This window comes from Salinispora goodfellowii, from assembly GCF_059570675.1.
The window spans coordinates 13,099-37,275 of sequence record NZ_JCANTD010000039.1; the positions used below are offsets into that span (position 1 = coordinate 13,099).

A 24,177-nucleotide genomic window follows, 5' to 3' on the forward strand; every position below is an offset into this window, starting at 1 on the left:
GAGCGGTGGTGGCGGGATTTGAACCCGCGGAGGGCGTAAACCCTCACACGCTTTCGAGGCGTGCTCCTTAGGCCACTCGGACACACCACCGCCGAGTAGGCTACAGGACCGCCCGAGGGAAGGCCCAACCGGTACGACGTCGGGGGTGAGCTGGCAGAATCCCTGCTATGAGTACGCACATCGGCGCAAAGCCGGGAGAGATCGCCGAGCGGGTCCTGATGCCAGGTGACCCGCTGCGGGCCAAGTGGATCGCGGAGACCTACCTTGAAGGCGCGCAGTGCTACTCGACCGTCCGCGGGATGCTCGGCTTCACCGGCCGCTGGAACGGGGTCGACGTGTCGATCCAGGGTTCCGGCATGGGCATGCCGTCCGCCTCGATCTACGCGCATGAGCTGATCAACGAGTACGGCGTCCGGTCACTGATCCGGGTCGGCTCCTGCGGCGCCCTGACCGAGGACCTCCAGCTCCGTGACGTGGTGGCGGCGATCGGTTCCGCCACCGACTCGAACATGAACCGCGTGCGTTTCGACGGGCTGATCGACTACGCGCCGGTCGCCGACTTCGGGCTACTGCGTACCTCGGTGGAGGTAGCCGAGCGGCGCGGCGTCACCATGCGGGTCGGGCCGGTCCTGGCGGCCGACGCCTTCTACACCGACCGGCCGGACCTCTACGACGCGCTCGCCGACTACGGCGTGCTGGCGGTCGAGATGGAATCGGCAGCGCTCTACACCATCGCCGCCCGGTTCAAGGCACGCGCGCTCACCATCCTGACGGTCAGCGATCACATCCGCACCGGGGAGAAGACCACCTCGCAGGAGCGGGAGCAGACGTTCAGCCAGATGGTGGAGATCGCCCTGGACACCATCATCGCCTGATCCACGGGCTCGCCCGGGACCGGGACCGGGACGGACCGCCCGTCGGCGCTACCGGAAGAAGGCGCGTAGGACCGCCGCCGTCTCCGCTTCCAGGACACCGCCGTAGACCTCGGGGCGGTGGTTCAGTCGGCGGTCGCGCAGCACGTCCCAGAGCGAGCCGGCCGCGCCGGTCTTCGGCTCCCACGCTCCGAACACCACCGTGGAAACCCGGGCCAGCACCAGCGCCCCGGCGCACATCGTGCACGGCTCCAGGGTTACCACCAGGATGCACCCGTCGAGCCGCCAGCGGCCGAGCCGACCAGCTGCCCGGCGTAGCGCCAGCACCTCGGCGTGCGCGGTCGGGTCCCCGGTCAGCTCCCGCTCGTTGCGGGCAGTGGCCAGCTCGGCCCCGTCCGGGCCGAGGAGCACCGCACCGACCGGAATGTCGTCAGCGGCGGCGGGGGCCGGAATGCCGTCCGCGGCAGTGACCGTAGTCGCCGCCCCGGCGACCGCGACTGCCAACGCCCGGCGCATCCACTCTTCGTGGCGCTGCCGGCGGCCGGCACCCCCCAGGCCGACCTCGCGCGCACGCGCGCCCGCGCTCCCGCCGACGGGCCCGCTCACGGAGGCGGGCTCACACCTCACGCAGTTCCTCGACCTCGTCGGCGCAGCCCAACACCGTGCACGCCTCGGTGGTGACATCAGCCGGCAGCATCCCCTCGTGCCCGCAGAGCGCGATCAGCTTCGTCCCGGACACCCCCAGGTCGGCGAGGAGGTCCGCGTCCCCGACCGGGTCCGCCTCCGGGTCCGCGGCGGGCTGTTCGCTCTCCGGGTTACCGGCGGCGGCGCGGGGTTCCTCGATCTCGTCCAACGCCGGCACCGACGCCTTGAGCTCCCCGACCAGCAGCGCGCCCAGCTGGGTCTCCTCGGCGTACGCCGAATCCGAGCCGAAGACCCGCAGGTCCTCACCCTCATCGAGCCGCAGGATCACCAGGTACTCGTCCTCGGCCTCGACGAAGAGCAGCGACAGGTCGGCGCCGGGGTCAACGTCGCGCAACCGGTCGGCAACCCCGTCCACGTCAACGGCACCGCGGAGGTTCACCTCGGCGGCGGTCCAGCCGCTCTCGTCCCGCACCACGGCCGCAGCAAAGTACGACACGGTTCCCCCCAAAACTTCCTCGGCGTAGCCCGAATCCTCGGACCGTCCGCACCCGGCGATACGAGGCCACCAGCCCCACCTGCCGCTCACCCGGCGATGCCCGGACGGTCTACGCGTGCACGTTAGCCCGTGGGGTCGCCGGACGAACGGCCAACGCCCCGACGGGTGGCCAAGCTACCTACCAGAGGGGCCAGTCTCCGCTGACCATCCAGCGGCTCGCAACGACCGCCGCCGCGATGCTCCACCCGCCACCGACGACGATCGCGACCCCGGTGGCAACTCCACGATCGCCGTGTCGCACCAACAGCAGGGCCGCCAGCCAGGCGACGCCACCAGCGAACACCGTCCACCAGGCGAATCCGCGCACGCTGGTGCCGAGCAGCCCAAAGAGCAGCAGCCAGGTCATGGCGACGACGCCACCGAGGACTACCGCGGCCCCGTGGACGGGATGGGGTTCACGGTAGGTGGGCCGCGCTGGCGGCCCGGCGGGGAAGAGCCCCGACGGGTTTCGCGGGCGGCCCCCGTCGTACGGGTCGGTCACGCTCGCCTCCTCCCCGGTTTTACCTTCCCACCGTACTGGTCTGTCAGGATGGCCGGATGCCTGCGCCGTTGACCGAACGCCGCTCGGCGTATCCCCTGCTGCTTCTGCTCGCCGCGGTGCTCACCGCGAGCTGCGCGACGACCCGTCCCGGGGTGGACACCGGCACGGCCAGTCGCCCGGGCACCATGGCCCCCACCTCCGCGGCCAGCTCGACGCCAACGGCGACAGCGGCTCCGCCGGACGCGGCGGCGCCCTCACCGCAGACGCGGCCCGCCGAGGTCCGGCACGTCTTCCCGGTACGGGCCGGTAACGCCGCCTACCATCCGACCCACTCGGTGTATCCCGCCACGGACATCTTCGCCGACTGCGGTGCGCCGGTGGTGGCGGTGACGGACGGTTCGGTGCTGGAGGTGAGCCGGGTGGACCGCTTCGACCCGGGCGGCCCCCGCGGTCCGTTCAACGGCGGCCTGTCGGTGGCGGTGCTGGGCGAGGACGGGGTGCGCTACTACGGCTCGCACCTGACCGAGGTCGCGGCGGGCCTCGATCCGGGCGTACGCGTCGTTGCTGGGCAGCAACTCGGCACCGTCGGCCGGACCGGCAACGCGAACAACGTGTGTCATCTGCACTTCGGCATCTCACCGCCGTGCCCAGGAAAGGACGGCTGGTGGATCCGGCGGGGGGTGGTGTGGCCGGCGCCCTACCTGGACGCGTGGCGCCGTGGGGTGAACCGGTCGCCCGCCGTGGAGGTGACGGACTGGCAGCGCCGACACGGCTGCCCGAAGGAGCCGTGAGTGTCCCGGCCGCAGCCGCTAGGTTGCAGGAATGACCGCCCGGGATCCCATCGCTGACCTACGCCGGATAGCTTTCCTGCTGGAACGGGCCAACGAGGCCACCTATCGGGTGCGCGCGTTCCGGTCGGCGGCGAAGGCGGTGGCCGCCCTGCCGACCACGGAGGTCGCCGAGCTGGCTCGGGCCGGCAAGCTCACCGACCTGTCCGGGGTGGGCGCGGTCACCGCCCGCTGCGTGGCCGAGTCACTGGCGGGCGAGGAGCCGGTCTACCTGCGTCGGCTGGCGGCGACCGAGGGCACCGACCTGGACGCTGAGGCGGCAGCGTTACGGACAGCCTTACGGGGCGACTGCCACACCCATTCGGACTGGTCCGACGGCGGCTCCTCGATCGAGGAGATGGCGTTGGCCGCGGTCGAGCTGGGCCATGAGTACCTGGTGCTCACCGACCACTCGCCGCGACTGAAGGTGGCGCGCGGGCTGACCGCCGACCGGCTGCGCCGCCAACTGGAGCAGGTGGCGTGGCTGAATGAGGCGTTACCGCCAGGGTTCCGGATCCTCACCGGCATTGAGGTGGACATCCTCGCCGACGGCACGCTGGACCAGGACGAGGAGCTGCTCGCCCAACTCGACGTGGTGGTGGGCTCGGTACACAGCAACCTCTCCGACGAGCGGGGGCGGATGACTCGTCGGATGCTCACCGCGATCGCGAACCCGCACCTGGACATCCTCGGGCACTGCACCGGCCGGATGGTCTCCAGCCGACCGGCGGGTGTGACCGGGCCGGGCGACCGGGGGCACCGGCGGCGCACCCGGGGGGAGAGCGACTTCGACGCGGACGCCGTCTTCGCGGCCTGCGCGGAGCGGGGCGTCGCAGTGGAGATCAACTCCCGGCCGGAGCGGCAGGACCCGCCGAAACGGCTGATTCGGCAGGCACTGGAGGCCGGCTGCCGGTTCGCGATCGATACCGACGCGCACGCCCCAGGTCAGCTCGACTGGCAACGGTTCGGCTGCGAACGCGCCGCCCGCTGTGGCGTCCCCGCCGACCGGGTGGTCAACACCTGGCCGGCGCAGCGGCTGGTGGCGTGGGCCGCAAGCCGCTCCTGACCGACGGCGGGCCGGTGCTCCCGCCGCCGAGGTCTAGGTGCCGGCTGCGGCGGCCGAGGTTCCCGCCGCCGCGGCCGGTTGCGCGGCGGCGCGTGCTCGGCGGCGGGGGCCGATCAGCCCCTGGGCAACGGCGACACCGAGTAGGACCGCCACCGCACCGACCGGTTGGTGCCAGGTCAGCCGCTCGTCGAGCACCAGCGCACCGGCCAGCACCGCGAAGACCGGGAGCACGTAGGTCACCGTCGCCGCGGTACTCGCACCGGCGACCCGGATGTTGCGGAAGTGAATCAGGAAGACCAGTCCGGTACCGAGTACGCCGAGCGCGACCATGCTGGCCAGGACCGAGCCGGAGAGAGCGGTCGGCAGCGGCGGGGCACCCGCCACGAACGGGGTGACGACGGTGAGCAGCGCCAGCGCCATCAACAGCTGCGCCGCCGACAGGGCCAGCCCGGAGTGGGAGCGGCCCGCGACGAACTTCTTCTGGTACGGGATGGTCACCCCGTAGCAGGCCGCCGCGCCGAAGCACATCTCGCGGGGCAGCCGGTCGCGCAGCACCGCGAGCAGGATCAGCAGCGTTGCCGCGCCGGCGCCGACCCGGTAGAGGGTCAGGTGCACCGGGTGCAGCTCCCGCACCCCGATCTTGATGAACAGAAAGCTGGAACCCCAGATCGCGGCCAACGCGAGGTACCCGGGCAGCCAGCTCCGCAGTACAGCCCGGTCAGGGGCGGACTCGACTGTCACCCCTGACACTCTGCCCGCCGTGGGCAGGAAAGTCTGGTGATTTTCCGACGCCGTGTTGGCTGTCACAGGAGCCTGCCAGCCAGTAACCACAGGGCTCGGGAGCAACCCCGGATCCGGCGAACTCACGGCGCAGCCCGACTTCACGATCACGTAGGGTCGAGCTCGTGGGACGAATCGACGATATTGCGAACCGGTACGTAGCGGAGTGGGCCGCGCTGAGTCCGACCGGCGCCACCTACGTCGGCATCACCGGCCACGACAACCGCCTCGATGACCTCTCGCCGGACGGCTACACCGCCCGTGCCGACCTGAATCGCCGAGCCCTCACCGACCTCGACGGCGTGGAGCCTCAGTCGCTGCCGGAGCAGACCGCGAAGGAGGCCATGCAGGAGCGGCTCGGCCTGGAGCTCGCCCGCTACGCGGCGGGAGAGGTCGGCCGGGGAGTCAACGTCATCACCAGCGGGCTGCACGAGCTCCGCTCCGTGTTCGACCTGATGCCGACCGACGGCGAGGAGGCACAGGCCAACATCGCCGCGCGGCTCAACCACTTCGCCGGAGCACTCGACCAGTACCAGACCACGCTGCGCGAGGCGGCTGCGGCCGGCCATTGCAGCGCGCGAGCCCAGCTGCTCGAGGTGGCCAAACAGTGTGACACCTGGGTGGACCCGGACGGGGACAACTTCTTCCACGGGCTGGTCGAACGGCTGGGCGCGGGTGGCGCACTCGGTGCCGAACTGCGCCGGGGCGCCACGACCGCCACTGCGGCGACCGTCGAGTTCGGCCGCTTCCTCCGGACCGAACTGGCCCCGCGGGGCAGGGCGAAACAGGCCGCCGGCCGGGAGCACTACGAGCTGGCCTCGCAGTACTTTCTCGGTGCCCGGGTTGACCTGGACGAGACGTACGCCTGGGGGTTTGCGGAGCTGGCCCGACTGGAGACGGAGATGCGAGGGGTCGCCGCGCGGATCGTCGGCCCCGGCGCCACCGTCGACGAGGCGGTGGCCGCGCTGGACGCGGACCCGGCGCGGACCATCCGGGGCAAGGAGGCGTTCCGGGGCTGGATGCAGGACCTGGCCGACAGGGCGGTCAGCGAGCTGCACGGCACTCACTTCGACATCCCGGAACAGGTCCACCAGATCGAGTGTTGCCTGGCACCGACGAGTGACGGCGCGATCTACTACACCGGCCCGAGCGAGGACTTCTCCCGGCCCGGCCGGATGTGGTGGGCGGTGCCGCAGGGCATCGACGACTTCTCCACCTGGCGCGAGGTCACCACCGTCTACCACGAGGGCGTCCCGGGCCACCATCTTCAGGTTGCCCAGACGGTGCTCCGGGCAGAGACCCTCAACCGTTGGCAGCGGCTGCTCTGCTGGGTTTCCGGGCACGGTGAGGGGTGGGCCCTCTACGCCGAGCGGCTGATGGACGAGCTGGGCTACCTCGGGGACCCGGGCGAGCGGCTGGGCATGCTCGACGGCCAGGCGCTCCGCGCCGCCCGGGTGATCGTCGACATCGGCATGCACCTGGAGTTGACGATCCCGGTCGACAACCCGTTCGGCTTCCATCCGGGTGAGCGCTGGACGCCGGAGTTGGGCTGGGAGTTCATGCGGGCGCACTGCCGGGTACCGGATGCGGTCCTGCGATTCGAGCTGAACCGCTACCTGGGCTGGCCCGGGCAGGCACCGTCCTACAAGGTTGGTGAGCGAATCTGGCTGCAGGCTCGGGCCGACGCCGAGGCTCGCAAGGGGGCGGAGTTCGACCTCCGGGAGTTCCACCGGCAGGCACTCGACCTGGGTTCGCTCGGCCTGGACCCGCTACGTCGGGCGCTCGCCCGGATCTGAGGGCGGACGTTGCCCGCACCGATCCGGGGGCAGGAGCCCGGGTAGGGGCGGGCACGACCCGCCCCTACCCCCGGGGTCAACCATCCACGCCACTAACTCGGATCCTGATCCACTTTGGTGGCTGCCGGACCGGCGGCGGAGTGCCGACCTGCGGCGCCCCCGGCCGAGAAGAACAGCCAGAGGCCGACGGCCAGGGCGATCAGGCCGAGGACCGCCGCGGCGGCCGGGGCCCAGAGCTTGACCAGACTGATCTGGAGCCGGTTCGTCTTAACCGACTCGACGGTGCTGCTGATGGTGTCTTCCGTGTAGTTGAAGTCAGCATCGAGCAGTACGGTGGTGGGCCCGACGTCCGGACGCAGCTCCTTGCGCGGCTGGTCCCGCGCGTCGATCCAGACGCCGGTTACCGGGTCGACCCAGTACGTCCGGGTGTTGCGGTAGATGACCTTGCCGGTGGTGGCCTCCGGGGCAAAGGCACCCAGCAGCACCTGCAGGCTCTCCTCCGGGGTGTACAGCTCCTGCTCTTCGATCCGCTGCTCGTAGCGGTACACCTCGATGCCCTCGACGGTCTCGGTGCCGACGAAGGCCACCGGGAACGTCTTCTTGAGATCGCGGTCGAAGAGCGGATAGTCCTTCTTCTCCGCACCGAACGGGAACTTGTAGGTCAGCCCCGAGTATTCGACGTTGCCCTGCGGGGTCCCGTCGCTGTCGTCCTGCTTGAGCCACTGATCTTCCCAGGGGGCGGCGGTGCCGGAGACCCGGTAGAGGGCCAGTTGCGTGCTGTACGCGGTGATATCCCGGTCATTGTCGGTCCGCCGCACCGTTTGGTAGACGTCCCAGATGACCGCGTCGCCCCTGAGCGCCTTCGGCAGCTCGTCCTTGGTGAGACCGGGTTGGGGAAGAACCTCAATGGTGGATCGTAGATCCGCCCGTGGGACCTCGATCGTGACCGTTTCCGCCTCGCCCGTGATCTGCAAGAACTGGGCGTTCTTCGCCTCTGCGACCGACGTCATCGGCTCCAGGTCGTAGGGGAGCTTGGTTACGGCGGGGGCGACGTAGAGCGGCAGCCCGACCGCGAGGACCAGCAACAAGATGCCGAGCCCGAAGAGCGCGGCACTTACCCGAAGCTTCACTCATCCTCCTTTGATGCCTGCCGCCCCAACGGCCTGTCGCCCGGGGCAATCGATCCATAACATGGCGGGAGGTTACTCCTCAGTCAACATTAAAGCGAACCCCCTGGATGTCCAGATGTCCGCAACCGTTACCCCGAACCCGCCCCATCCTTCGATCACCGGCCGCCTACCAGCCCTGGATGCGCTCCGCGCGATCGGCTCGGTAGCCGTCGTCGCCCACCACGTCGGGTTCCAGACGGGCGTGAGCATGAACAGCCAGTGGGGCACCTGGTTGGCGCGGATGGACGTCGGTGTCGCCATCTTCTTCGTCCTCTCCGGATTCCTACTCTTCCGACCCTGGGCACTGAACGCCGCCGTCAAGCTCCCCCGGCCCAGCGTTCGCCGGTACTTCTGGCGCCGCGCCCTGCGAATCCTGCCGGCCTACTGGCTGACGGTGCTGGTCTGCCTGATCGTGCTGCCGCAGAACCAGCCCGCCTCGGCTGGTGACTGGATCCGCCACCTGACCTTCACGCAGATCTATCAGCCCAATCAGCTCCGCGCTGGCCTCAGCCAGACCTGGAGCCTCGCCACCGAGGTCGTGTTCTACCTGGTCCTACCGCTAGTCGCGGTGCTGGCCGTGGGCCGGGCCTGGCGCCCGGTCCGCACCCTGGTGCTCGCCGGCGGCGGTGTCCTGCTGACGGCCGGGTGGCTCACCCTGATGGGGCTTGGCATCGTTGACACCGCCTTCCAGACCACGTGGCTGCCCTCGTACGCGGCCTGGTTCTGCGGCGGCATGGTCCTGGCGGTGGCACATGCGGCCCTCCGAAGCGGGACGGGCCCGGCCGCTCTGCGCATCCTCGACGACCTCGCCGCGGCGCCAGCCGCCTGCTGGGCCGCGGCCGCGGGCCTGCTGGCGATCGCGACGACACCCACCGCCGGTCCGCTGGACCTCACCGAGCCGACCGCCGCGGAGTTCGCCGTGAAGCTCACCCTCTATCTCGCGGTCGGCATCCTGATCATGATTCCGGTGGCGTTCGGCGAACGGAGGACCCGGGTACACAAGGCATTCGGCAGCGCCTCCGTCCGCTGGCTCGGCCTCGTCTCGTACGGGTTGTTCCTCTGGCATCCGCTGGTGATCGAAACGATCTACCTCGTGGCAGACCGTCCACTGTTTACCGGGGGATTCCTCGAGACCTTCAGCCTGACGATGGCGGGTGGGTTGGTGTTGGCGGCGGCGAGCTACTACGGCGTCGAACGCCCGGCCCAGACGCTCGGTGACCGCCGCCGCCCTCGACCGACCACCCCTCAACCCGAGAGTAGAGCGCCGACAGCCAATCCATCACATTGACCCCGATAGTACACCTAGGCATTGCCTAGACGGCCCTCGAGCTTTAGTGTGGCGCTAACTACTCGAGAGTAGGGATCACGTGGAGCACTTTTCCGCCACCGCCGGACATGTGCTGTTCCTCAACTGGCGGGACACCCGGAACCCCGAAGGCGGTGGATCCGAGGTATACGTTGAGCGGATTGCCGCAGAGCTGGTAGCCCGCGGCTTCCGGGTCACGCTGTTCTGCGCCGCACATCGTCAAGGCATCCCCGACGAGGTCAACGAGGATGGGATTCGGCTGGTCAGACGGGGTGGACGCCACACCGTTTACCTGTGGGCCGCCGTCTGCTATCTCGCCGGCGCCCTCGGCATCGGCCCCCTGTCCCGCCGACACGGCGGCCGACCGGACGCGCTCGTGGATGTCTGCAACGGCCTGCCATTCATGACCCCACTATGGGCTCGTCGACCGATCGTCAAGCTCATCCACCACATTCACCGGGAGCAATGGGGGGTGGTACTTCCGGCATGGGCAGCTCGGTTCGGCTGGTGGGTGGAGTCATCCTTCGCCATATTTGTCTACCGGCGCTACCACCACATCACCGTCTCCGACGCCACCCGTCAGGAGCTGATCCAGCTCGGCGTACCCGCGGAACAGATTTCCGTGGTACACAACGGCACCCCGGCGCTCCCGCCCACCGACGGGGAACGCGCAGCCTCCCCGCTGCTCGTCACGCTCAACCGGCTGGTCCCGCACAAGCGCGTCGAGGTGGCGTTGCAAGCGGTCGCCACCCTCGCCGATGAGCTGCCGCAGCTGCGGCTGGTCGTCGCCGGCCAGGGCTGGTGGGAGGGGCAGCTCCGCGAGGTCGCCAACGACCTGGGCATCACCGACCGGGTGGAGTTCCGGGGATACGTGACGGAGGAGGAGAAAGCGGCTCTCCTCGCCTCGGCCTGGGTGGCACTTACCCCGTCCCTGAAGGAAGGGTGGGGTCTGACCATCGTGGAAGCGGGATCGGCGGGCACTCCGACGGTCGCGTTCCGCAGCGCGGGCGGCGTGGGCGAGGCGGTGGTGGACGGCCACACGGGGCTTCTCGCCGAGGACGTTGACGACTACGTGGCAAAGGTGCGGACCCTCCTGCAGGACCACGAGCTACGGCAACAGCTGGGTACGGCGGCCCGGGAGCACGCGGCGACCTTTACCTGGCCGGCGGCCGGAAGCCGGTTCGCTGCTCTACTGGAGAGCGCGGAGTCGCCCCGCCAGACACGTTCACGGGGCGCCCCGTCCTACCTGCTGCCGTAGATCGCGGGTGCGTAGGGGTCCGGCTCGTTGGCCTGCTTGGCCTTCTCGATGAGCTCTTCCGCCTTGGCGACCGCCTCCTCCTCGGTGGCGGTCGTAGCGGCTGCCAGCCCACCGAGAGACAGGATCCCGAGCACCGCCGCCACCAGGCCGGTGACGACCAGGGTCAGTGCTTTACGCATGTCAATCCTCCAATATTTCTACCTCGGAGCGGAGGTTACCACGCAGTAGCCCACCGGCGTACCGCCGAAACAGGGCAGCGATGACCACCACGACGGCAACAGCCAGTGCCACCACCACCGCCCACCGAGCCGGGGCGGCCAGCACCGGGCTCGGCGATACAGCTAGGTTGCGATACAGGGCCAGGAACTCCCCCTGGTGCACGGGTTCGAGGCCGGCGAGGGTAGCCGGATCCACCTGGTCCGCGCGGTGTTGCTGGACCAACACCCAGCGCACCCCCGTCTCCGCCGCCGGCCGTCCCGCCCCGATCAGCTGCCGGATCTCCTGCAGACGCGGGTTTTCACCGATCACCGCGACGTCGCCGACTCGGAGCGTGTCGTCGATCAGGACCGTCGCCGGTAGGTAGCGCGGGGCCGGGTCCAGAACGGTCCGCCCACCATTCCACGGGTACGCGCGGTAGCCGCTCAACGGCAGCACCAAGACCTCCCCACCGGGGTCGGCGGCCAGTCGCCCCGCCACCACCGGCCAGTCCACCGGATAACTGACCGGCCACAGCCGACCCGCGCCGCCGAACGCGAGATCCGGCATGGCCGCGACCGGCAGGAGCAGCACGCCACCCAGCACCACCCCCGCCACCTCCCGGTCCGTCCGCTCCACCCGGGTCACGAGCCGTTCGGCGCCCAGCGCCACGCACACCACCAGCAGCAACGCGTACGGCGCCAGGAACTTCTGCCCGTCGCGAAGCAGCCCGGCCCCCGGTAGCTGCGCCACCGCCCACCGCAGTACATCAGCGGTCCCCGGCGCCGTACCCAGCGCGGCGAGCAGGAAACCGGCCCCCGCCAGCACCAACAGCCGGGCTGAGACGCCCGGCGGCATCCGCCGCCGCAGCAGGCCAAACCCCGCGCCGGCCAGCGCCAGTAGCGCCAGGGTCACCAGCGGCACCAGGGGCAGTGCTCGGCTCGCCGGAGTGGCCTGAGCGCTCCAGATGCCCCCGGTGCCCGCGAGCGCCGCCAGCGGACCCGCCCAGTTCTCGCCCCGGGGCGCGAAGGCGGCCACTCCCGCCGGGTCGGAGGTTCCGCCCGCGGCGGTGACCAGGGCAGCGGTCACCCACGGGGCATTGAGTAGGGCGACCCCCGCCACCGCGATCGTCGATCCCCGCCAACGTCCCCGCTGCGGTGTGAGCAGTGACACCACACCGAACGCGATCAGGCCACCGGTCGGGGTTATCGCAGCCGGCGCGGCGGCGAGTAGCACGCGGGGCACCGCGCCGGCCCGCCCGGCCCGCAACTCCAACCCCGCCCGCACCAGCCACGGCAGGGCGGCGTAGCAGACCAGCAGGCCCCACTGCCCGATCAACAACCGCTCGGCCAGGTACGGTGTCCAGGCGTAGCCGACCGCGGCGAGCAGCCGAACCCCGATCCGTTCGGTCGGCACCAGGCGGGCGGCACCGACCGCGGCCAGCAGGACTGCCCCGCCCAACGCGATCCGCTGCACCACCCAGCCCGGGACAAGCTGGGTGAGCACCGAGACCACGGCGTCCATCGGCACCGCCCGCGGCAGGCCCTGCGCTGGCGCCACGAGGTCCCAGGTCAGCGGCTGCCGGGGCACGAACACCATGTCGTAGCGCAACGCGTAGCCCGGTGCTGCCAGTGGGGCGAGCACTATCGCCGTCACCACCGCCGCGACGGCGTACAGCAGGAGCCGATCCCGCACCACCCGGGCCCGTGCGGCTGGTCGGTCACCCACTCACGACGCCGGCACCACCCGCCCGACAGTGATCAACCTCGTGCAGAGGGAGATGTCCGGAGTGTTGATGGTGACCTCGATGGCGTCTCCCGCACCGGGCAACGGGAAGAACAGCTGGTTCAATCCACTCCGCACCGAGATCTCCCGGGTGGCCTCGCCCAGGCGCAGGGTCACGGTCGCATCACCAGAGCTCAGATAGCCGAACTCCACCACGTACGGCCACTCCTCGACCGGCACTTCCAACGGAATCCGGGTCGTTCGCCCGCTTTCCACCAGGTGCCCGCAGTCGGGCACCTGGCCCGGCAGAACCTTAACTCCGTCGATCCGGACCGGACGGATTCGACCCTCCGCGTCGAAGGTCACCGGCAGCTCGGCCACCTCGACGAATTCCGGCCGGCGCTCCGCCGGCCGGAAGAAGTGCGACTGAAGGTTGTCCGGCCAGAAGTAGCCGGCAACGACCTGGTCGGGAACGATCGTATCCAGGAAGACGGTGTCCGCTGGCGCGGCGGCAAGCTCGGCCTGCGTCGTGGCGAGGTATTCCCGGCCATGTTTGGTGCTCCAGTTCTCCCCGAACTGAACGGTGCTCCACACCGTACCGAGCCCGACCGCGACCAGGACAGCGATCGCAACCCGACCGAGCGCGATGGAGTCGAATGCCCACGGCCCCTTTGGTAGCGGTTCGGGGACGTACCGGTCCTTCTCGCCGTCGTCGCGGAGCCCGAACAAGGCTACCCCGATGCAGACCGCGGCTACCGGAACCGCGTCAGCCACGAAGCGGGGGACCGTACCCACTATCGGACCGAGCACGCCACCGAGGCGGGTCACCGCGAAGAGTGCCGCGACCAGGCCGAGGTAGCAGGCCAGCAGCAGCCAGGCCCGCGCCGCCGACCGGCGCCGGCGGACCGTCACCACGACCAGTGTCGCCAGCACCAGCCACGACAGCGACATCGCGACCGGATAGGGATCCACCAACGGCGGCCCATCACCGGCGTACACCCAACGCCACGGCCCCCCGAGCAGGCCCGGCACGACAGTCGCACCGACCAGGTCGCCGAGGAAGGTAAAAGCCTGACCGGGCGAGGTCAGCTGGTCCAGCGCACGAGCCGGTCGGGTCAGGTAGAACGCCAGGTAGGCGCCGGAGAGCGCGGTGAGCAACAGCCAGACCGGCCAGTGCCGACGCACCGCCGTGACTAGGCTTCGCCACGGCGGGCCGTCGGTAAACAAGAAGATAGTCAGCAGGAACAACAGCGGCGCTATCAACAGCGCCTTCGGGTCGAACAGCAGGCCGAACAGCAGCCACAGGGCGACCATCGCGAGATACCTGCGACGGCCGCTGCGCACATACCGGACCTGCGCCCGCATCGCCAGGACCAGGGCGAGCTGCACGGGCAACAGGAGCAGCCCGACCAGCCACAGCGACGACACCTCCAGCGTCAGCGGGCTGAACAGGAAGAGGGCCAACGGGATGAGCAGGCCCCAGCCCGGCCGCAGCAGGTCGCGCAGCAACCGATAGACGGCGACGCCCACGGCCGCCTGCCCCACTGCCAGCATCAGCACCCAGGGCCAGCTGGCGAAGCCGGCCAGCCGCACCATCAGCCATGCTGTCAACAGGCCACCAGGCATCAGGTGGTTGTTGAAGGTTCGTAGCAGGAAGTCCGCGTCCAACCGGGCGTCAAGAGCCTGGGCGGCGATGACAAACTCGTCCTGGGAGAACCAGCCACGCGTGGCGAGGCCGGCCCGCCAGGCAACCGACACCACGATGAGGGCTACTGCCACCGCTCCGACCTGGTCCAGACGAACCTGCAGCACGAACGCTCTCGGCTGGTCGGACACGGGGACAGCGGGTTCTGCAGGTGCCGCAGCCCCAGCCTCTGGCATTGACATGCTTGGCAGCCTGCCACACGCTTACACGCCGTGGGGGGTGGCCGTCCATCCACATTCGCCACGCCATTCGTTGATGCCACCCCGCTCATCCCCGGTCCCGGCTACGTCGCTCGACCGTCGTCGGATGCCGGTACCCGTACCACCGGCGGAACAGGAGCGACATGCGTGCAGAGGTGACCAGTGGCGCCGGCACACGGCCGAATCGAGCCCGACGGCTGGACCAGAGATTCCGGCACCTCGCCATCTGCGTCGTCCTCACTGCCCTCGCCTTCCAGCAGGCACCCGGGCTGATCGTCCCCGACACCAAGGTCGACCTGAACGTCAATCCCGCCGGGTGGCTACTCCGCTCGTTGCACCTCTGGGACCCCACCGGCACCTTCGGCCAACTGCAGAACCAGGCCTACGGGTATATCTGGCCAATGGGCCCGTTCTTCCTGGTGGGCTCGGAGCTCGGCCTGGCACCGTGGGTGATCCAACGGTTGTGGTGGGCGCTGCTCTTCTGCGTCGCCTATCTGGGTGTGGTGCGGCTGGCCGGCAGCCTCGGCATCGGCTCACCCGCCGGACGCATGATCGCTGGTATCGCCTTCGCCCTGTCACCCCGGATCCTCACCCAGCTCGGCTGGTCCTCGGTCGAATCCTGGCCCAGCGCGGTGGCGCCGTGGGTACTGATCCCCCTGGTCGGCCTCGCCCGAGGTACGCCCCTACGTCGGGCGGTCGCGGGGTCGGCACTCGCCGTGGCCTGCGCGGGCGGGGTCAATGCGACCGCCGTCTTCGCGGTGGTGCCGCTCGCTCTGCTCTGGCTCACCGCGCTGGCACCAATCCGCCGCCGGATCACCGCAATCGCCGCCTGGTGCGGTGCGGTCGCCCTGGCCACCGTCTGGTGGCTGGTTCCACTGCTCATTCTCGGGCGGTACAGCCCGCCGTTTCTCGACTACATCGAAACCGCCCAGAGCACCACCAGCGTGACCGACGCCGTGACGACGCTCCGCGGCGCCTCCTACTGGGTGGCGTACCTGGCCTCCCCGGTCGAGCAGGCCATCCCCGGCGGCGCCCGGTTGGCCACCGAGCTTGGGCTGATTCTCGCCACGCTCGCCGTCGCCGCCCTGGGTGTACTGGGGCTTTCCCGGCGCGGGATGCCGCACCGCCGCTTCCTCATCACCGGCCTGATGCTCGGCGCCGCGATGGTCGGGCTGGGACACGCCAGCGATCTCCCCAATATCCTCACCGGAGGACAGCAACAGTTCCTCGACGGGGTGGGCGCACCACTGCGGAACACCCACAAGTTCGACGTCCTGCTCCGGCTACCACTGGTACTCGGATTGGCCCACCTGGTTGGCCTGGTCGGGCAGGCAGCCCGTACCGCGCCCGCCGCACGACGCCGGCCGGCTGTCGCGCGAGCCTGGATCACCACCGGCGTGACCATGACGGCGGTCGCGGCGGTCGCCAGCCCGGCGATCGTCGGCGGACTCGCCACTCCGGGAAGCGCGCGGGAAGTACCCCGATACTGGCAGGACGCCGCCGACTGGCTGGACGCGAACACCGGTCCGGGACGGACGCTCGTCGTCCCCGGAGCCCGCCGCCCCGCCTACGACTGGGGCAGCACCACCGACGAGATCGTCCAACCGCTGCTGGAGAGCGGCTGGGCGGTACGCAACTCGATCCCCTTCACCCCGCCCACCACTATCCGACTCCTGGACGCGATCGAAGCCACGCTCAGCTCCGGCGCCGGCTCGGCGGGCCTCGCCGACCTCCTCGCCCGCTCCGGGATCAGCCATGTCCTGTTCCGCGCCGACCTCGACCACGGTCGCTCCGACACGACCCGCCCCGCCGTGGTTCGCCAGGCCCTGCAGCGCTCACCGGGGCTGACCCGGGTCGCCACCTTCGGCCCGGTCCGGGGTGGTCCGGAGGCGGTGGACGAGCGGCACGACCAGGGGCTCGATGTGCCCGGACGGGCGCTCGAGGTCTACCAGGTCAACCGCCGGGTGGAGCCGGTCGTCGCCTACGACCGGAGGGATGTCGCGACCGTCGTCGGTGGCCCGGAGTCCCTGCTCGACCTCGCTGCGGCGGGCCTGTTGAGCCCCGCCCCCACGGTCCTGGCCGGCGACGCGGAAGCCGGCGACGCGGATACCGGCGACGGCTACGGTCCGGTCGCGATGACCGATGGACTCCGGCGCCGCGAGGTCTCCTTCGGTCGGTCCCAGGACAACGCCTCGCACACCCGTACCGCCGACGAGCCCCTCGCGCCGTCGATCCCCGCGCACGACTACCTGCCCGAGTGGGCCCCGGACTGGTACACAGTGGCCGAGTTCGAGGGCATCAGCGCGATCCGCGCCGCCACGGCACGCTCACAGGTCGACATTCCGGGCGGGAACCGCTCCGAGCATCAGCCGTACGCGGCCGTGGACGGTGACCCGACGACCTCCTGGCAGTCCGCTCCGCACCACCGCGGCGATCGACAGTGGATAGAAATAACGTTGGACAACCCGACCAACGTCACCAGGGTAGAGCTCAGCTTCGACCTGACGGCGGACGTCGTGCCCACCGCGGTGACCGTCACCGCCGGGTACGAGAGCCAGACCGTGGAGAGCTTCGGCGATCGAATGATCTTCGACCTGGACGGCGTCCACGCCACCCGACGCGTCCACATCGCCATCGACGACACCTTCGCCCTCCGCCCGCTCGGTGTCGGGGTGGTGGGGATATCCGAAATCAGCATTCCCGGCATCGAGACCAGTCGGACCCTCCGGCTACCGGAAGCACCCGCCACCGACCACCCACCGGCCGTCGTCGTCTCCGCGGATCCCCGTACGCCCGCCTGCTTCCAGGTGGACGGGAAGCCGCACTGTTCCACCAACGCGATCCGCGGCTCGGAGGATGGGCGCACGATCGACCGTACGCTCACCCTGCCCACCGCCGGGGCCTACGACCCGCAGCTGTGGGCCCGTCCGTTGGACGGCTCCGCCCTGCACGCAGTCCTGGACGAGGCGGTGACCGACGCACAGGCACTGGGCCTGGCACCCGAGGTGAGCGCCTCGTCAACCGGCGTCCCACACCCAACCCGCCGCCCCGGCGCGGTGTGGGACGGGGATCCGGCCACCAGCTGGTCACCGGCGATCAGCGATGACGCCCCGATCCTGCGCCTCACCTGGCTGAAGCCCCAAAAGATCAGCGGCCTCCGGTTCGCCGTCGACCCGGCCGTCGCCGCCACCCGGCTCGGCAGCGTACGGGTGATCGCCGACGACGGCATCCGCGGCGGCCTGCTCAGCGAGGACGGAGTGCTGACCCTGGATCCGCCGGCCCGCACCAGCGAGCTCACCATCCAGTTCCTCGACCGGCCCACCCTCACCAGCATCGACCCGTACGGATTTCGGTTGCCCGAGCCGCTGCCGATCGCGGTCGGCGAGCTCACGGTGCTTCCGGGCGCCCCCTCCAGCCCGGTAGACTTGGACACACCGTTGACGCTGGGCTGCGGCTCCGGTCCAACGCTGACGGTCGGCGAAGAGACCGTGACCACCGCCCTACGCGGCACGATTCGGGACCTCCTGGAATTGCGGGAGGTGCCGGCCGAGCCGTGCGGCACCGACACCGAGTTACCGCTCGACGCCGCCGAACACCGTCTCGTCGCCGGCCCCAGCCAGTTCGCCACGCCCACCCGGGTCGCTCTCGTACCGCAGCAGCCCACGGACGTGATAGGCCCGAGCGCCCTCGAGGTCACCGCATGGGATGCGACCGAGCGGCGGGTACAGGTCGCCGGACACGCCGGCGAACGGGTACTCGCGGTGCGGGAGAACACCAACCGGGGCTGGCAGGCCACGCTCGCCGGCGAGCCACTGCGCCCCATGGTCGTTGACGGCTGGCAGCAGGGCTGGGTGCTACCCGCCGGCGCGGCGGGCGAGGTTGTCCTCCGCTTCACCCCGGACCGCCCGTACCAGGTGGCGCTCCTGACCGGAGGCGTCCTACTCCTGGGCGTCGCGCTCCTCGCGCTGCTCCCCGAACGCCGCGGCAGCAGCCCGGACCGGCCGACCCGGCGACCACGACGCCGGGCCCCCCGCTCCCTGCCCCTACTGGCGGTCGGCGCGACCGCCCTGATCCTGCTCGGCGGCCTCGTCGGCGGGGCACTCGTCGCCGCTGGAGTCCTTCTCGCCTTCCCCGGTGCGCTGCGCGGACCGCGGCCGACCGACCCCCGCTGGGTACGGCTCGCCCCCCGGTTCGTCGAGTCCTGGCTTCCCGCCGGCCTCGTCCTTCTCGCCGGCTGGGCGTACCTGGACGCCACGCAGCGGCACACCGCCGCCCTTCCGCAGCTCCTGATGGTTCTCGCCCTCGGCTGCCTCTGGTTGTCGACGTGCCTTCGACGCCGGTCCATCCACCGCGCTCCCCAGCTCCCCTATCCCGTGCCGTCGGCGGTGGATGCGCCCATGCCGTCGCCGGGCGGTGTCACCCCGGACGCCGCCCGGCGGGAGTCCGACCCCTCGGGAACCGTGTGAGCCGGCCAACCAACGATGTGGACGGCTCGGGGACGCGTTCCCCGAGCACCGGCGTCCGGGCACTCGGCACTGCCGGCCTAGCCGTGACCGCCGCGGGGCTGCTGGGCAACGGACTCGCCTACCTGGCCCCGGTGCTGGCCGCCCGCCAGCTCGACTCCGCCGAGCTCAGCGCGCTCGCCACCACGCTCGGCCTGATCGCCATCGCGAGCGTGCCGGGGTTCGGCCTGCAGCTCGCCGTCGCCGTGCACCACGCGAGGCACGGTCCCACCCAGACCCGCCGGGCAGCCCTGTTGACCGCCGCTCTCTGCGCCTCCGCCCTGATTCTCGCCACCCCGTTACTCGGCAAAGGCTTGCGTCTTCCGGTCGAGGTGCTTCTCCTCTCCGCGGTCACCACGGCCGCCATCGTGCTCTCCTGCCGGACGTTGGGGGAGCTCCAGGGCGGGCAACGGTTCGTTCGACTGGCCATCGCCATGGGACTGCTGGCCGCCGGCCGGTACGGCGGAGTGCTGGTCGGTCTGCTGCTGGACGCCGGCCTAACCGGATCCCTGCTGCTCGGTGCCGGGACCGCCGCGCTCACCCCGGTCGGGCTGGCCGCCCTGGCCCGGTCGGCTGCCCCGCCGACCCCCTCCACGGCGCCACCGCTGAATGCCGGCCAGATCCTGACCGGCTGCACCGCGATGCTCGCCATGCTCGTCGTCTCGTACGTGGACCTCTTCCTCGCCCGTCAGCTCCTGCCGGCTGGCGACTCCGGCGGGTACGCGGTGGGGACGGTGTTGACCAAGGGCGCGCTGTGGGCGCCGCAGGTGGCCACCGTGCTCGCCCTACCCCGGCTGGCCCGCGACGATCGGTTCAGTCGGGCCGTCGCGCTCGCCGTGACCGCTGGCTGCGGCGTCCTGCTGATTCTCGGCTCGACGTTCGCCGGCACCCTGGCCTTCAAACTCGCCGGCGGCCCGGACTACGCCCACCTGGGCCCGTTAGCGCCGCTCTTCGCCGCGGTCGGAGCGCTCTGGGCCGTCGTTTTCGTCCTGCTGAACGCGGCGGTCGCCACGGGTGTCCGCTGGCCCGCCGCGCCGCTGTGGGTGGGCAGCGTCCTGCTGGCGACGGTCGCGCTGTGGACCGCGCCACGGACCGTCACCGGGCTGCTCTGGCCCACCCTGGGAGCCGCCGTGGTCACGACCCTGGTCATGACGCTCCGCACGTGGCGGTCGGCCCCAGCGCGTGCCGACCCGCGGGTGCCGGCGCCACGGCGGGCGTCAGCGGGGAGCTGACCCGGCTGCTTCCTCCTCGGCCAGCCAACCGCTGAGCAGGTGGTGGCCGATCGAGTCCGGCCGGCCGAGCCGATGGCCTGCCGCCGCCCGCTGGCGCAGCTCGGCGCGAGTGAACCAGCGCGCCTCCAGCAGCTCGACCCCGTCCACCCGGATCTCGTCGGATTCGGCGGTGGCCCGGAAGCCCACCATCAGCCCCGCCGGAAATGGCCAGGCCTGCGACCCCTGGTACGCCACGTCGGTCACCACTACGCCCGCTTCTTCGGCCACCTCGCGCCGGACCGCGTCTTCCAGCGTCTCCCCCACCTCGACGAAGCCGGCGAGGGTCGAAAACGCGTTCTGGGCCGCCCCGGCGTGCCGGGCCAACAGGCAACGGCCGGGCGAGCCCACGGTCTCGACCAACACAATGATGGCGGGCTCGATCCGGGGAAAGTACAGCCGGGCACAGTCCGGATCCGTACACCGCCGGGCATGCCCGGCATCTTGGACGTTGGTCGCCGCACCGCACGCGCCGCAGTACCGCTGCTGCCGGTGCCAGTGCAGCAGACCACGCGCGTACCCCTGGATGGCCGCCTCGGCCGGGCTGAGCCGCCCGACGAGCCCGCGCACCCCCACCACCCGCGTCGCCCCGGCGGCCGCCAGTGCGACGTCCTCAGTGAGCTCGGAGAGGTCCACCGCGAAGACCGCCCGCCCCGCCGCGAACCCGAGGAAGACCGTCTCCGCCGCGGCGGCGCGGACCCGCTCCGCCGCGTCACCGCTCAGTTGCACCGGCACCGCCTCGTTGACCAGGCAGTGGTCCTGCCACAACGGCAGCACTCTGGTGGATGCCCCGCCCAGCAGTTGCGCCAGCCGTTCCGGATCGGCACGGAGGGCACCGGCCCGGTCCACCCAACCACCGCCGTACGCCAGGGCCGCCTCGTCCTCCCGCATGGACCCACCGTACGGAACCCCGCTCCAGGTGCTGCTGGGCGGCACCAGCTCACCCGCCGCCGTCGCACGTCCGGACCGACCCGCGAGAATCGGAAGAACGCGACACGCGACGCCGGACACGACCTGCCGCTCCGGGCACATGTTGGTTACCGTAGTTTCCTTCCGGGTGTGATAACCGCCCGAGCGCGACGCCCCTAGTCGAGGTGACTGTGACCCTGTACGGCGACAAAGATCTGCCCGCCGACGACCGGCCCACCGTGCAGGTAACCGCGGTGCAGTGGCCCGTTGAGGAGGCGGAACCCGCCAACCGTCAACGGGGCGGGAAGTGGTCCTTTCTAACCGGCGGGAAGTGGTCCTTTCCACCCGGCAGGAAGTGGTCCTTTCCGCCCGGCGGGAAGTGGTCCTTTCCACCCGGCGAGGGGCGGACCCGCCGCGCCTGGTTGCTGCTCGCCACCGGGGTCACCACTGTGGTGCTCGCCTCCACAGTCGGCATCGCCACCTTCGCGTACGCCGGTGACATACCCCGTGGCACGACGGTCCTCGGCACTGATCTCGGCGGTCAGAGCCAGGCGGCCGCGGTCGAGAGGCTGCGCGCGGCGGTGGAACAACAGACCGCCATGCTGACCGCCCCCCTGCCGGTGGTCGTCGGCCAACAGACTGCGGAACTGGTGCCGGCGGAGGTGGGTCTCCAGGTTGACGTGGAGGCCACCGTGCGTGCCGCGATGCAGGTGGAGGCGCATGTCTTCGAACGCCTCGCCGGCTCCCGTGCGGTGCCACCGGTGGTGACGGTGGACGTGGAGAAGCTCGACGCGGCCCTCGAGGAGGTCTTGGGGGACCAGGGCCGCGAGATGACCATGCCCGACATCACCTGGAGTGGCCTTACCCCGGAGGCAACCCACCCGAAGCCCAGCCTGGAGCTCAACCCGGAGCAATCCGCGCAGGCGGTTCGGAAGGGCTGGTTGAGTGACGATCCGGTCACCGTTCCGCTGGTTGAGACATACCCGGTAACCACCGCCGAGGAGGTGGACCAGCTGGTGACCGAATTGGCGAAGCCAGCCGTGGCGGCCCCGGTAACCCTGACGACTGACCAGGGCTCGGTGAGCATTCCGCCGAAGGCGATCGCGAAGAGCCTGGTGTTCACCGCCGACGAGGCCGGCACGTTGTCGGCGAAAGTCGACGTCAAACGACTCCGCTCCGCACTCGGCGATGACCTGACCAAGGTCGAGGTAACCCCGAAGAACGCTCGGATGACGCTCACCGACGGCAAACCGAAGATCACCGACAGCAAAGACGGGAAGAAACTGGACGCCGGCGATCTCGGGAAGGCCCTGCTCGCGGTCCTACCGCAGGCGGACGACCGCCGGGTGACCGGCACGCTCGAAACGAAGAAGCCAGAGCTCACCACGGAGAAGTTGGCCGGCCTGGGCATCAAGGAGAAGGTGTCGACCTTCACCACCCAATTTCCCGGCGGACTCTCCTCGCCCCGCAGCCAGAACATCATCACTGCCGCCAAGGACGTCGACAACACGCTGGTGCTGCCCGGCGAGACGTTCTCCCTGAACAAGCACACCGGCGAACGAAACTACGCGAAGGGCTACCAGGACGCTCCAGTCATCCTCAATGGCAAGCTCGTGCCGGGGGTAGGGGGCGGGGTCTCGCAGTTCACCACGACGCTCTTCAACGCCACCTACTACGCGGGGCTGGAGGATGTTGAGCACAAGCCCCACTCGTACTATTTCAGCCGTTATCCGGCGGTCATTGAGTCCACGATCTTCTACCCAGATCTCGACTTCAAATTCCGCAACAACACCGAGTACGGACTCCTGATCGACACCTCCTACACGTCCAACAAGATCACCGTCTCGATCTGGAGTACAAAGATCTGGGACAAGGTAAAGACGGAGTACAGCCCTCGAAGCAACATCACCAAGCCGAAGACGGTCTACCTGGAGCCCGGCCCGGACTGCATCGCCGCCAACGGCAGCGACGGGTTCAGCCAGAGCGCCTACCGGGTGTTCTACAAGAACGGCAAGGAGGCGAAGCGAGAGAAGTTCAGTTGGCGCTACGCCGCGGAGCCGCGCTTCATCTGCGGCCCGGAGCCCTCCTGAGCCCCCGCACCCACCTGAATGGACCGGGCCCTGTCGGCACTACGCCGGCAGGGCCCTCTCCTTGGGCTACCGAGGTTGGAGAGCAGGTCGGCGCGTCATCGACGACCACCGCGCATGGCACCGACGCACCGCGCCCGAACCGCTGTTGTCGCTGGCAGCTGCAGAGCGTCTCGGCCACCGGCCGAGCAGATGGCACCGGCCGCTGATCGGGTGGACCACGACGGCGAGGCGAAGAACCGGGTGCGGACGGCACGCCGGTCGGCGACCCGGGCTGGGCGAGGAACGCGGACTGGGCGAGGAAGGCCAGTGCCTGTCGGCGCGGCGTTCCGACCCTTAGTTCCCGGCCCCCGTTCTGATCCGGAACCGCGAGCTTCCCCAAAAGCCCGGCTGATCCGTAAACCGAGGTGTCACCTAGGTCGGGTAACCGGGGGATGCTGCCGGCGTCAGGCCGCAGCATCTTGGTGCTGTTGGCGGGTGGTCTTGTCCGGCGGGAAACACGTTGAGGGCCGACCCGGGTAGGGTCGGCCCTCAACTGAAGTTTTGCCCGGCGGTGTCCTACTCTCCCACACCCTCCCGAGTGCAGTACCATCGGCGCTGGAGGGCTTAGCTTCCGGGTTCGGAATGTAACCGGGCGTTTCCCCTCCGCCATGACCGCCGTAACACTTATCGACATATCAAACACACCCAACACCACAGGCAATGTTTGTTTGTCAAGAGTTACACAGTGGACGCGTAGCAACTTAGTAGTCAAGTCCTCGGCCTATTAGTACCGGTCAACTGAACCCGTTACCGAGCTTACATTTCCGGCCTATCAACCCAGTCGTCTA

General features: G+C 70.1%; 18 protein-coding genes, 1 tRNA gene and 2 rRNA genes. 9 read left to right on the forward strand and 12 right to left on the reverse strand.

Annotation, left to right across the window (positions count from 1 at the left end; genetic code table 11):
• Positions 1 to 3: 3 nt before the first annotated feature.
• A tRNA-Ser gene (locus T398_RS23670) sits at positions 4 to 90 on the reverse strand.
• A 77-nt stretch (positions 91 to 167) separates the two neighbouring features.
• On the opposite strand from T398_RS23670, the gene deoD reads away from it, so the two are divergent.
• Positions 168 to 875, forward strand: a complete 708-nt coding sequence (gene deoD, locus T398_RS23675; protein WP_496450080.1) for a purine-nucleoside phosphorylase — start codon at positions 168 to 170, stop codon at positions 873 to 875.
• 48 nt (positions 876 to 923) lie between these two features.
• On the opposite strand, the gene T398_RS23680 is transcribed toward deoD, so the two are convergent.
• The 3 genes from T398_RS23680 to T398_RS23690 all read right to left on the reverse strand — a co-directional run bounded on the left by T398_RS23680 (position 924) and on the right by T398_RS23690 (position 2,554).
• Entirely contained in the window at positions 924 to 1,388 is a 465-nt protein-coding gene (locus T398_RS23680) for a nucleoside deaminase (RefSeq protein WP_496450098.1), read from the reverse strand.
• 100 nt (positions 1,389 to 1,488) lie between these two features.
• On the reverse strand, positions 1,489 to 2,013 hold the full coding sequence (locus tag T398_RS23685) for a tRNA adenosine deaminase-associated protein (RefSeq protein ID WP_496450081.1): 525 nt from the start codon (positions 2,011 to 2,013) through the stop codon (positions 1,489 to 1,491).
• A 178-nt stretch (positions 2,014 to 2,191) separates the two neighbouring features.
• Complete coding sequence (locus T398_RS23690; protein WP_496450082.1) at positions 2,192 to 2,554, reverse strand: hypothetical protein; 363 nt, start codon at positions 2,552 to 2,554, stop codon at positions 2,192 to 2,194.
• A 56-nt stretch (positions 2,555 to 2,610) separates the two neighbouring features.
• Here T398_RS23690 and T398_RS23695 point away from each other — a divergent pair, with 56 nt between their 5' ends.
• On the forward strand, positions 2,611 to 3,345 hold the full coding sequence (locus tag T398_RS23695) for a M23 family metallopeptidase (RefSeq protein ID WP_496450083.1): 735 nt from the start codon (positions 2,611 to 2,613) through the stop codon (positions 3,343 to 3,345).
• A 31-nt stretch (positions 3,346 to 3,376) separates the two neighbouring features.
• Positions 3,377 to 4,447 carry a PHP domain-containing protein gene (locus T398_RS23700; RefSeq protein WP_496450084.1) on the forward strand — a complete coding sequence of 357 codons (1,071 nt, stop codon included), beginning with the start codon at positions 3,377 to 3,379 and terminating at the stop codon, positions 4,445 to 4,447.
• A 33-nt stretch (positions 4,448 to 4,480) separates the two neighbouring features.
• Here the strand turns inward: T398_RS23700 and T398_RS23705 are convergent, their stop codons facing one another.
• A complete protein-coding gene (locus T398_RS23705) occupies positions 4,481 to 5,188 on the reverse strand; it encodes an EamA family transporter (RefSeq protein ID WP_496450085.1) in 708 nt (235 codons plus the stop codon).
• 164 nt (positions 5,189 to 5,352) lie between these two features.
• On the opposite strand from T398_RS23705, the gene T398_RS23710 reads away from it, so the two are divergent.
• Positions 5,353 to 7,023, forward strand: a complete 1,671-nt coding sequence (locus T398_RS23710; protein ID WP_496450086.1) for a DUF885 domain-containing protein — start codon at positions 5,353 to 5,355, stop codon at positions 7,021 to 7,023.
• A 92-nt stretch (positions 7,024 to 7,115) separates the two neighbouring features.
• Here T398_RS23710 and pgfA read toward each other — a convergent pair whose 3' ends face one another.
• Positions 7,116 to 8,153 (reverse strand): cell envelope lipid trafficking protein PgfA, encoded by a 1,038-nt coding sequence (gene pgfA, locus T398_RS23715; protein WP_496450087.1) that lies wholly within the window; start codon positions 8,151 to 8,153, stop codon positions 7,116 to 7,118.
• Between the two features lie 115 nt (positions 8,154 to 8,268).
• Here pgfA and T398_RS23720 point away from each other — a divergent pair, with 115 nt between their 5' ends.
• Both T398_RS23720 and T398_RS23725 read left to right on the forward strand, forming a co-directional pair.
• Complete coding sequence (locus T398_RS23720; RefSeq protein ID WP_496450088.1) at positions 8,269 to 9,480, forward strand: acyltransferase family protein; 1,212 nt, start codon at positions 8,269 to 8,271, stop codon at positions 9,478 to 9,480.
• 79 nt (positions 9,481 to 9,559) lie between these two features.
• Entirely contained in the window at positions 9,560 to 10,756 is a 1,197-nt protein-coding gene (locus T398_RS23725) for a glycosyltransferase family 4 protein (RefSeq protein ID WP_496450089.1), read from the forward strand.
• On the opposite strand, the gene T398_RS23730 is transcribed toward T398_RS23725, so the two are convergent.
• Genes T398_RS23730 through T398_RS23740 form a run of 3 tightly spaced genes read right to left on the reverse strand, consistent with a single transcriptional unit; the run spans position 10,741 to position 14,557 of the window.
• Entirely contained in the window at positions 10,741 to 10,935 is a 195-nt protein-coding gene (locus T398_RS23730; protein ID WP_496450090.1) for a hypothetical protein, read from the reverse strand. The genes T398_RS23725 and T398_RS23730 overlap by 16 nt on opposite strands.
• Position 10,936: 1 nt before the next feature.
• Complete coding sequence (locus tag T398_RS23735; RefSeq protein ID WP_496450091.1) at positions 10,937 to 12,679, reverse strand: MmpA family trehalose lipid delivery protein; 1,743 nt, start codon at positions 12,677 to 12,679, stop codon at positions 10,937 to 10,939.
• Positions 12,680 to 14,557: a hypothetical protein gene (locus T398_RS23740; protein WP_496450099.1), complete on the reverse strand. Its 1,878-nt coding sequence runs from the start codon at positions 14,555 to 14,557 to the stop codon at positions 12,680 to 12,682.
• A gap of 167 nt (positions 14,558 to 14,724) precedes the next feature.
• Here T398_RS23740 and T398_RS23745 point away from each other — a divergent pair, with 167 nt between their 5' ends.
• Both T398_RS23745 and T398_RS23750 read left to right on the forward strand, forming a co-directional pair.
• Positions 14,725 to 19,047: an alpha-(1->3)-arabinofuranosyltransferase domain-containing protein gene (locus tag T398_RS23745; RefSeq protein WP_496450092.1), complete on the forward strand. Its 4,323-nt coding sequence runs from the start codon at positions 14,725 to 14,727 to the stop codon at positions 19,045 to 19,047.
• Positions 19,044 to 20,315 (forward strand): polysaccharide biosynthesis protein, encoded by a 1,272-nt coding sequence (locus T398_RS23750; protein WP_496450093.1) that lies wholly within the window; start codon positions 19,044 to 19,046, stop codon positions 20,313 to 20,315. Before T398_RS23745 ends, T398_RS23750 begins: the two co-directional genes overlap by 4 nt.
• Here T398_RS23750 and nudC read toward each other — a convergent pair.
• A complete protein-coding gene (nudC, locus tag T398_RS23755) occupies positions 20,301 to 21,242 on the reverse strand; it encodes an NAD(+) diphosphatase (RefSeq protein WP_496450094.1) in 942 nt (313 codons plus the stop codon). The two genes, T398_RS23750 and nudC, sit on opposite strands and share 15 nt — an antisense overlap.
• A 203-nt stretch (positions 21,243 to 21,445) precedes the next feature.
• Between nudC and T398_RS23760 the strand changes: the two genes are divergently transcribed.
• Entirely contained in the window at positions 21,446 to 23,350 is a 1,905-nt protein-coding gene (locus T398_RS23760) for a VanW family protein (RefSeq protein WP_496450095.1), read from the forward strand.
• A 542-nt stretch (positions 23,351 to 23,892) separates the two neighbouring features.
• On the opposite strand, the gene rrf is transcribed toward T398_RS23760, so the two are convergent.
• Positions 23,893 to 24,009: ribosomal RNA gene (rrf, locus tag T398_RS23765) — 5S ribosomal RNA — on the reverse strand.
• 84 nt (positions 24,010 to 24,093) lie between these two features.
• A 23S ribosomal RNA gene (locus T398_RS23770) occupies positions 24,094 to 24,177 on the reverse strand; the annotation flags it as partial.

What these genes read in the sequence shown, in the direction of transcription:
- deoD (WP_496450080.1), top strand. Translation starts at nt 168, where the DNA reads ATGAGTACGCACATCGGCGCAAAGCCGGGAGAGATCGCCGAGCGGGTC.
- T398_RS23680 (WP_496450098.1), bottom strand. Translation starts at nt 1,388, where the DNA reads ATGCGCCGGGCGTTGGCAGTCGCGGTCGCCGGGGCGGCGACTACGGTC.
- T398_RS23695 (WP_496450083.1), top strand. Translation starts at nt 2,611, where the DNA reads ATGCCTGCGCCGTTGACCGAACGCCGCTCGGCGTATCCCCTGCTGCTT.
- T398_RS23700 (WP_496450084.1), top strand. Translation starts at nt 3,377, where the DNA reads ATGACCGCCCGGGATCCCATCGCTGACCTACGCCGGATAGCTTTCCTG.
- T398_RS23720 (WP_496450088.1), top strand. Translation starts at nt 8,269, where the DNA reads ATGTCCGCAACCGTTACCCCGAACCCGCCCCATCCTTCGATCACCGGC.
- T398_RS23730 (WP_496450090.1), bottom strand. Translation starts at nt 10,935, where the DNA reads ATGCGTAAAGCACTGACCCTGGTCGTCACCGGCCTGGTGGCGGCGGTG.
- T398_RS23740 (WP_496450099.1), bottom strand. Translation starts at nt 14,557, where the DNA reads ATGCCAGAGGCTGGGGCTGCGGCACCTGCAGAACCCGCTGTCCCCGTG.
- T398_RS23745 (WP_496450092.1), top strand. Translation starts at nt 14,725, where the DNA reads ATGCGTGCAGAGGTGACCAGTGGCGCCGGCACACGGCCGAATCGAGCC.
- nudC (WP_496450094.1), bottom strand. Translation starts at nt 21,242, where the DNA reads ATGCGGGAGGACGAGGCGGCCCTGGCGTACGGCGGTGGTTGGGTGGAC.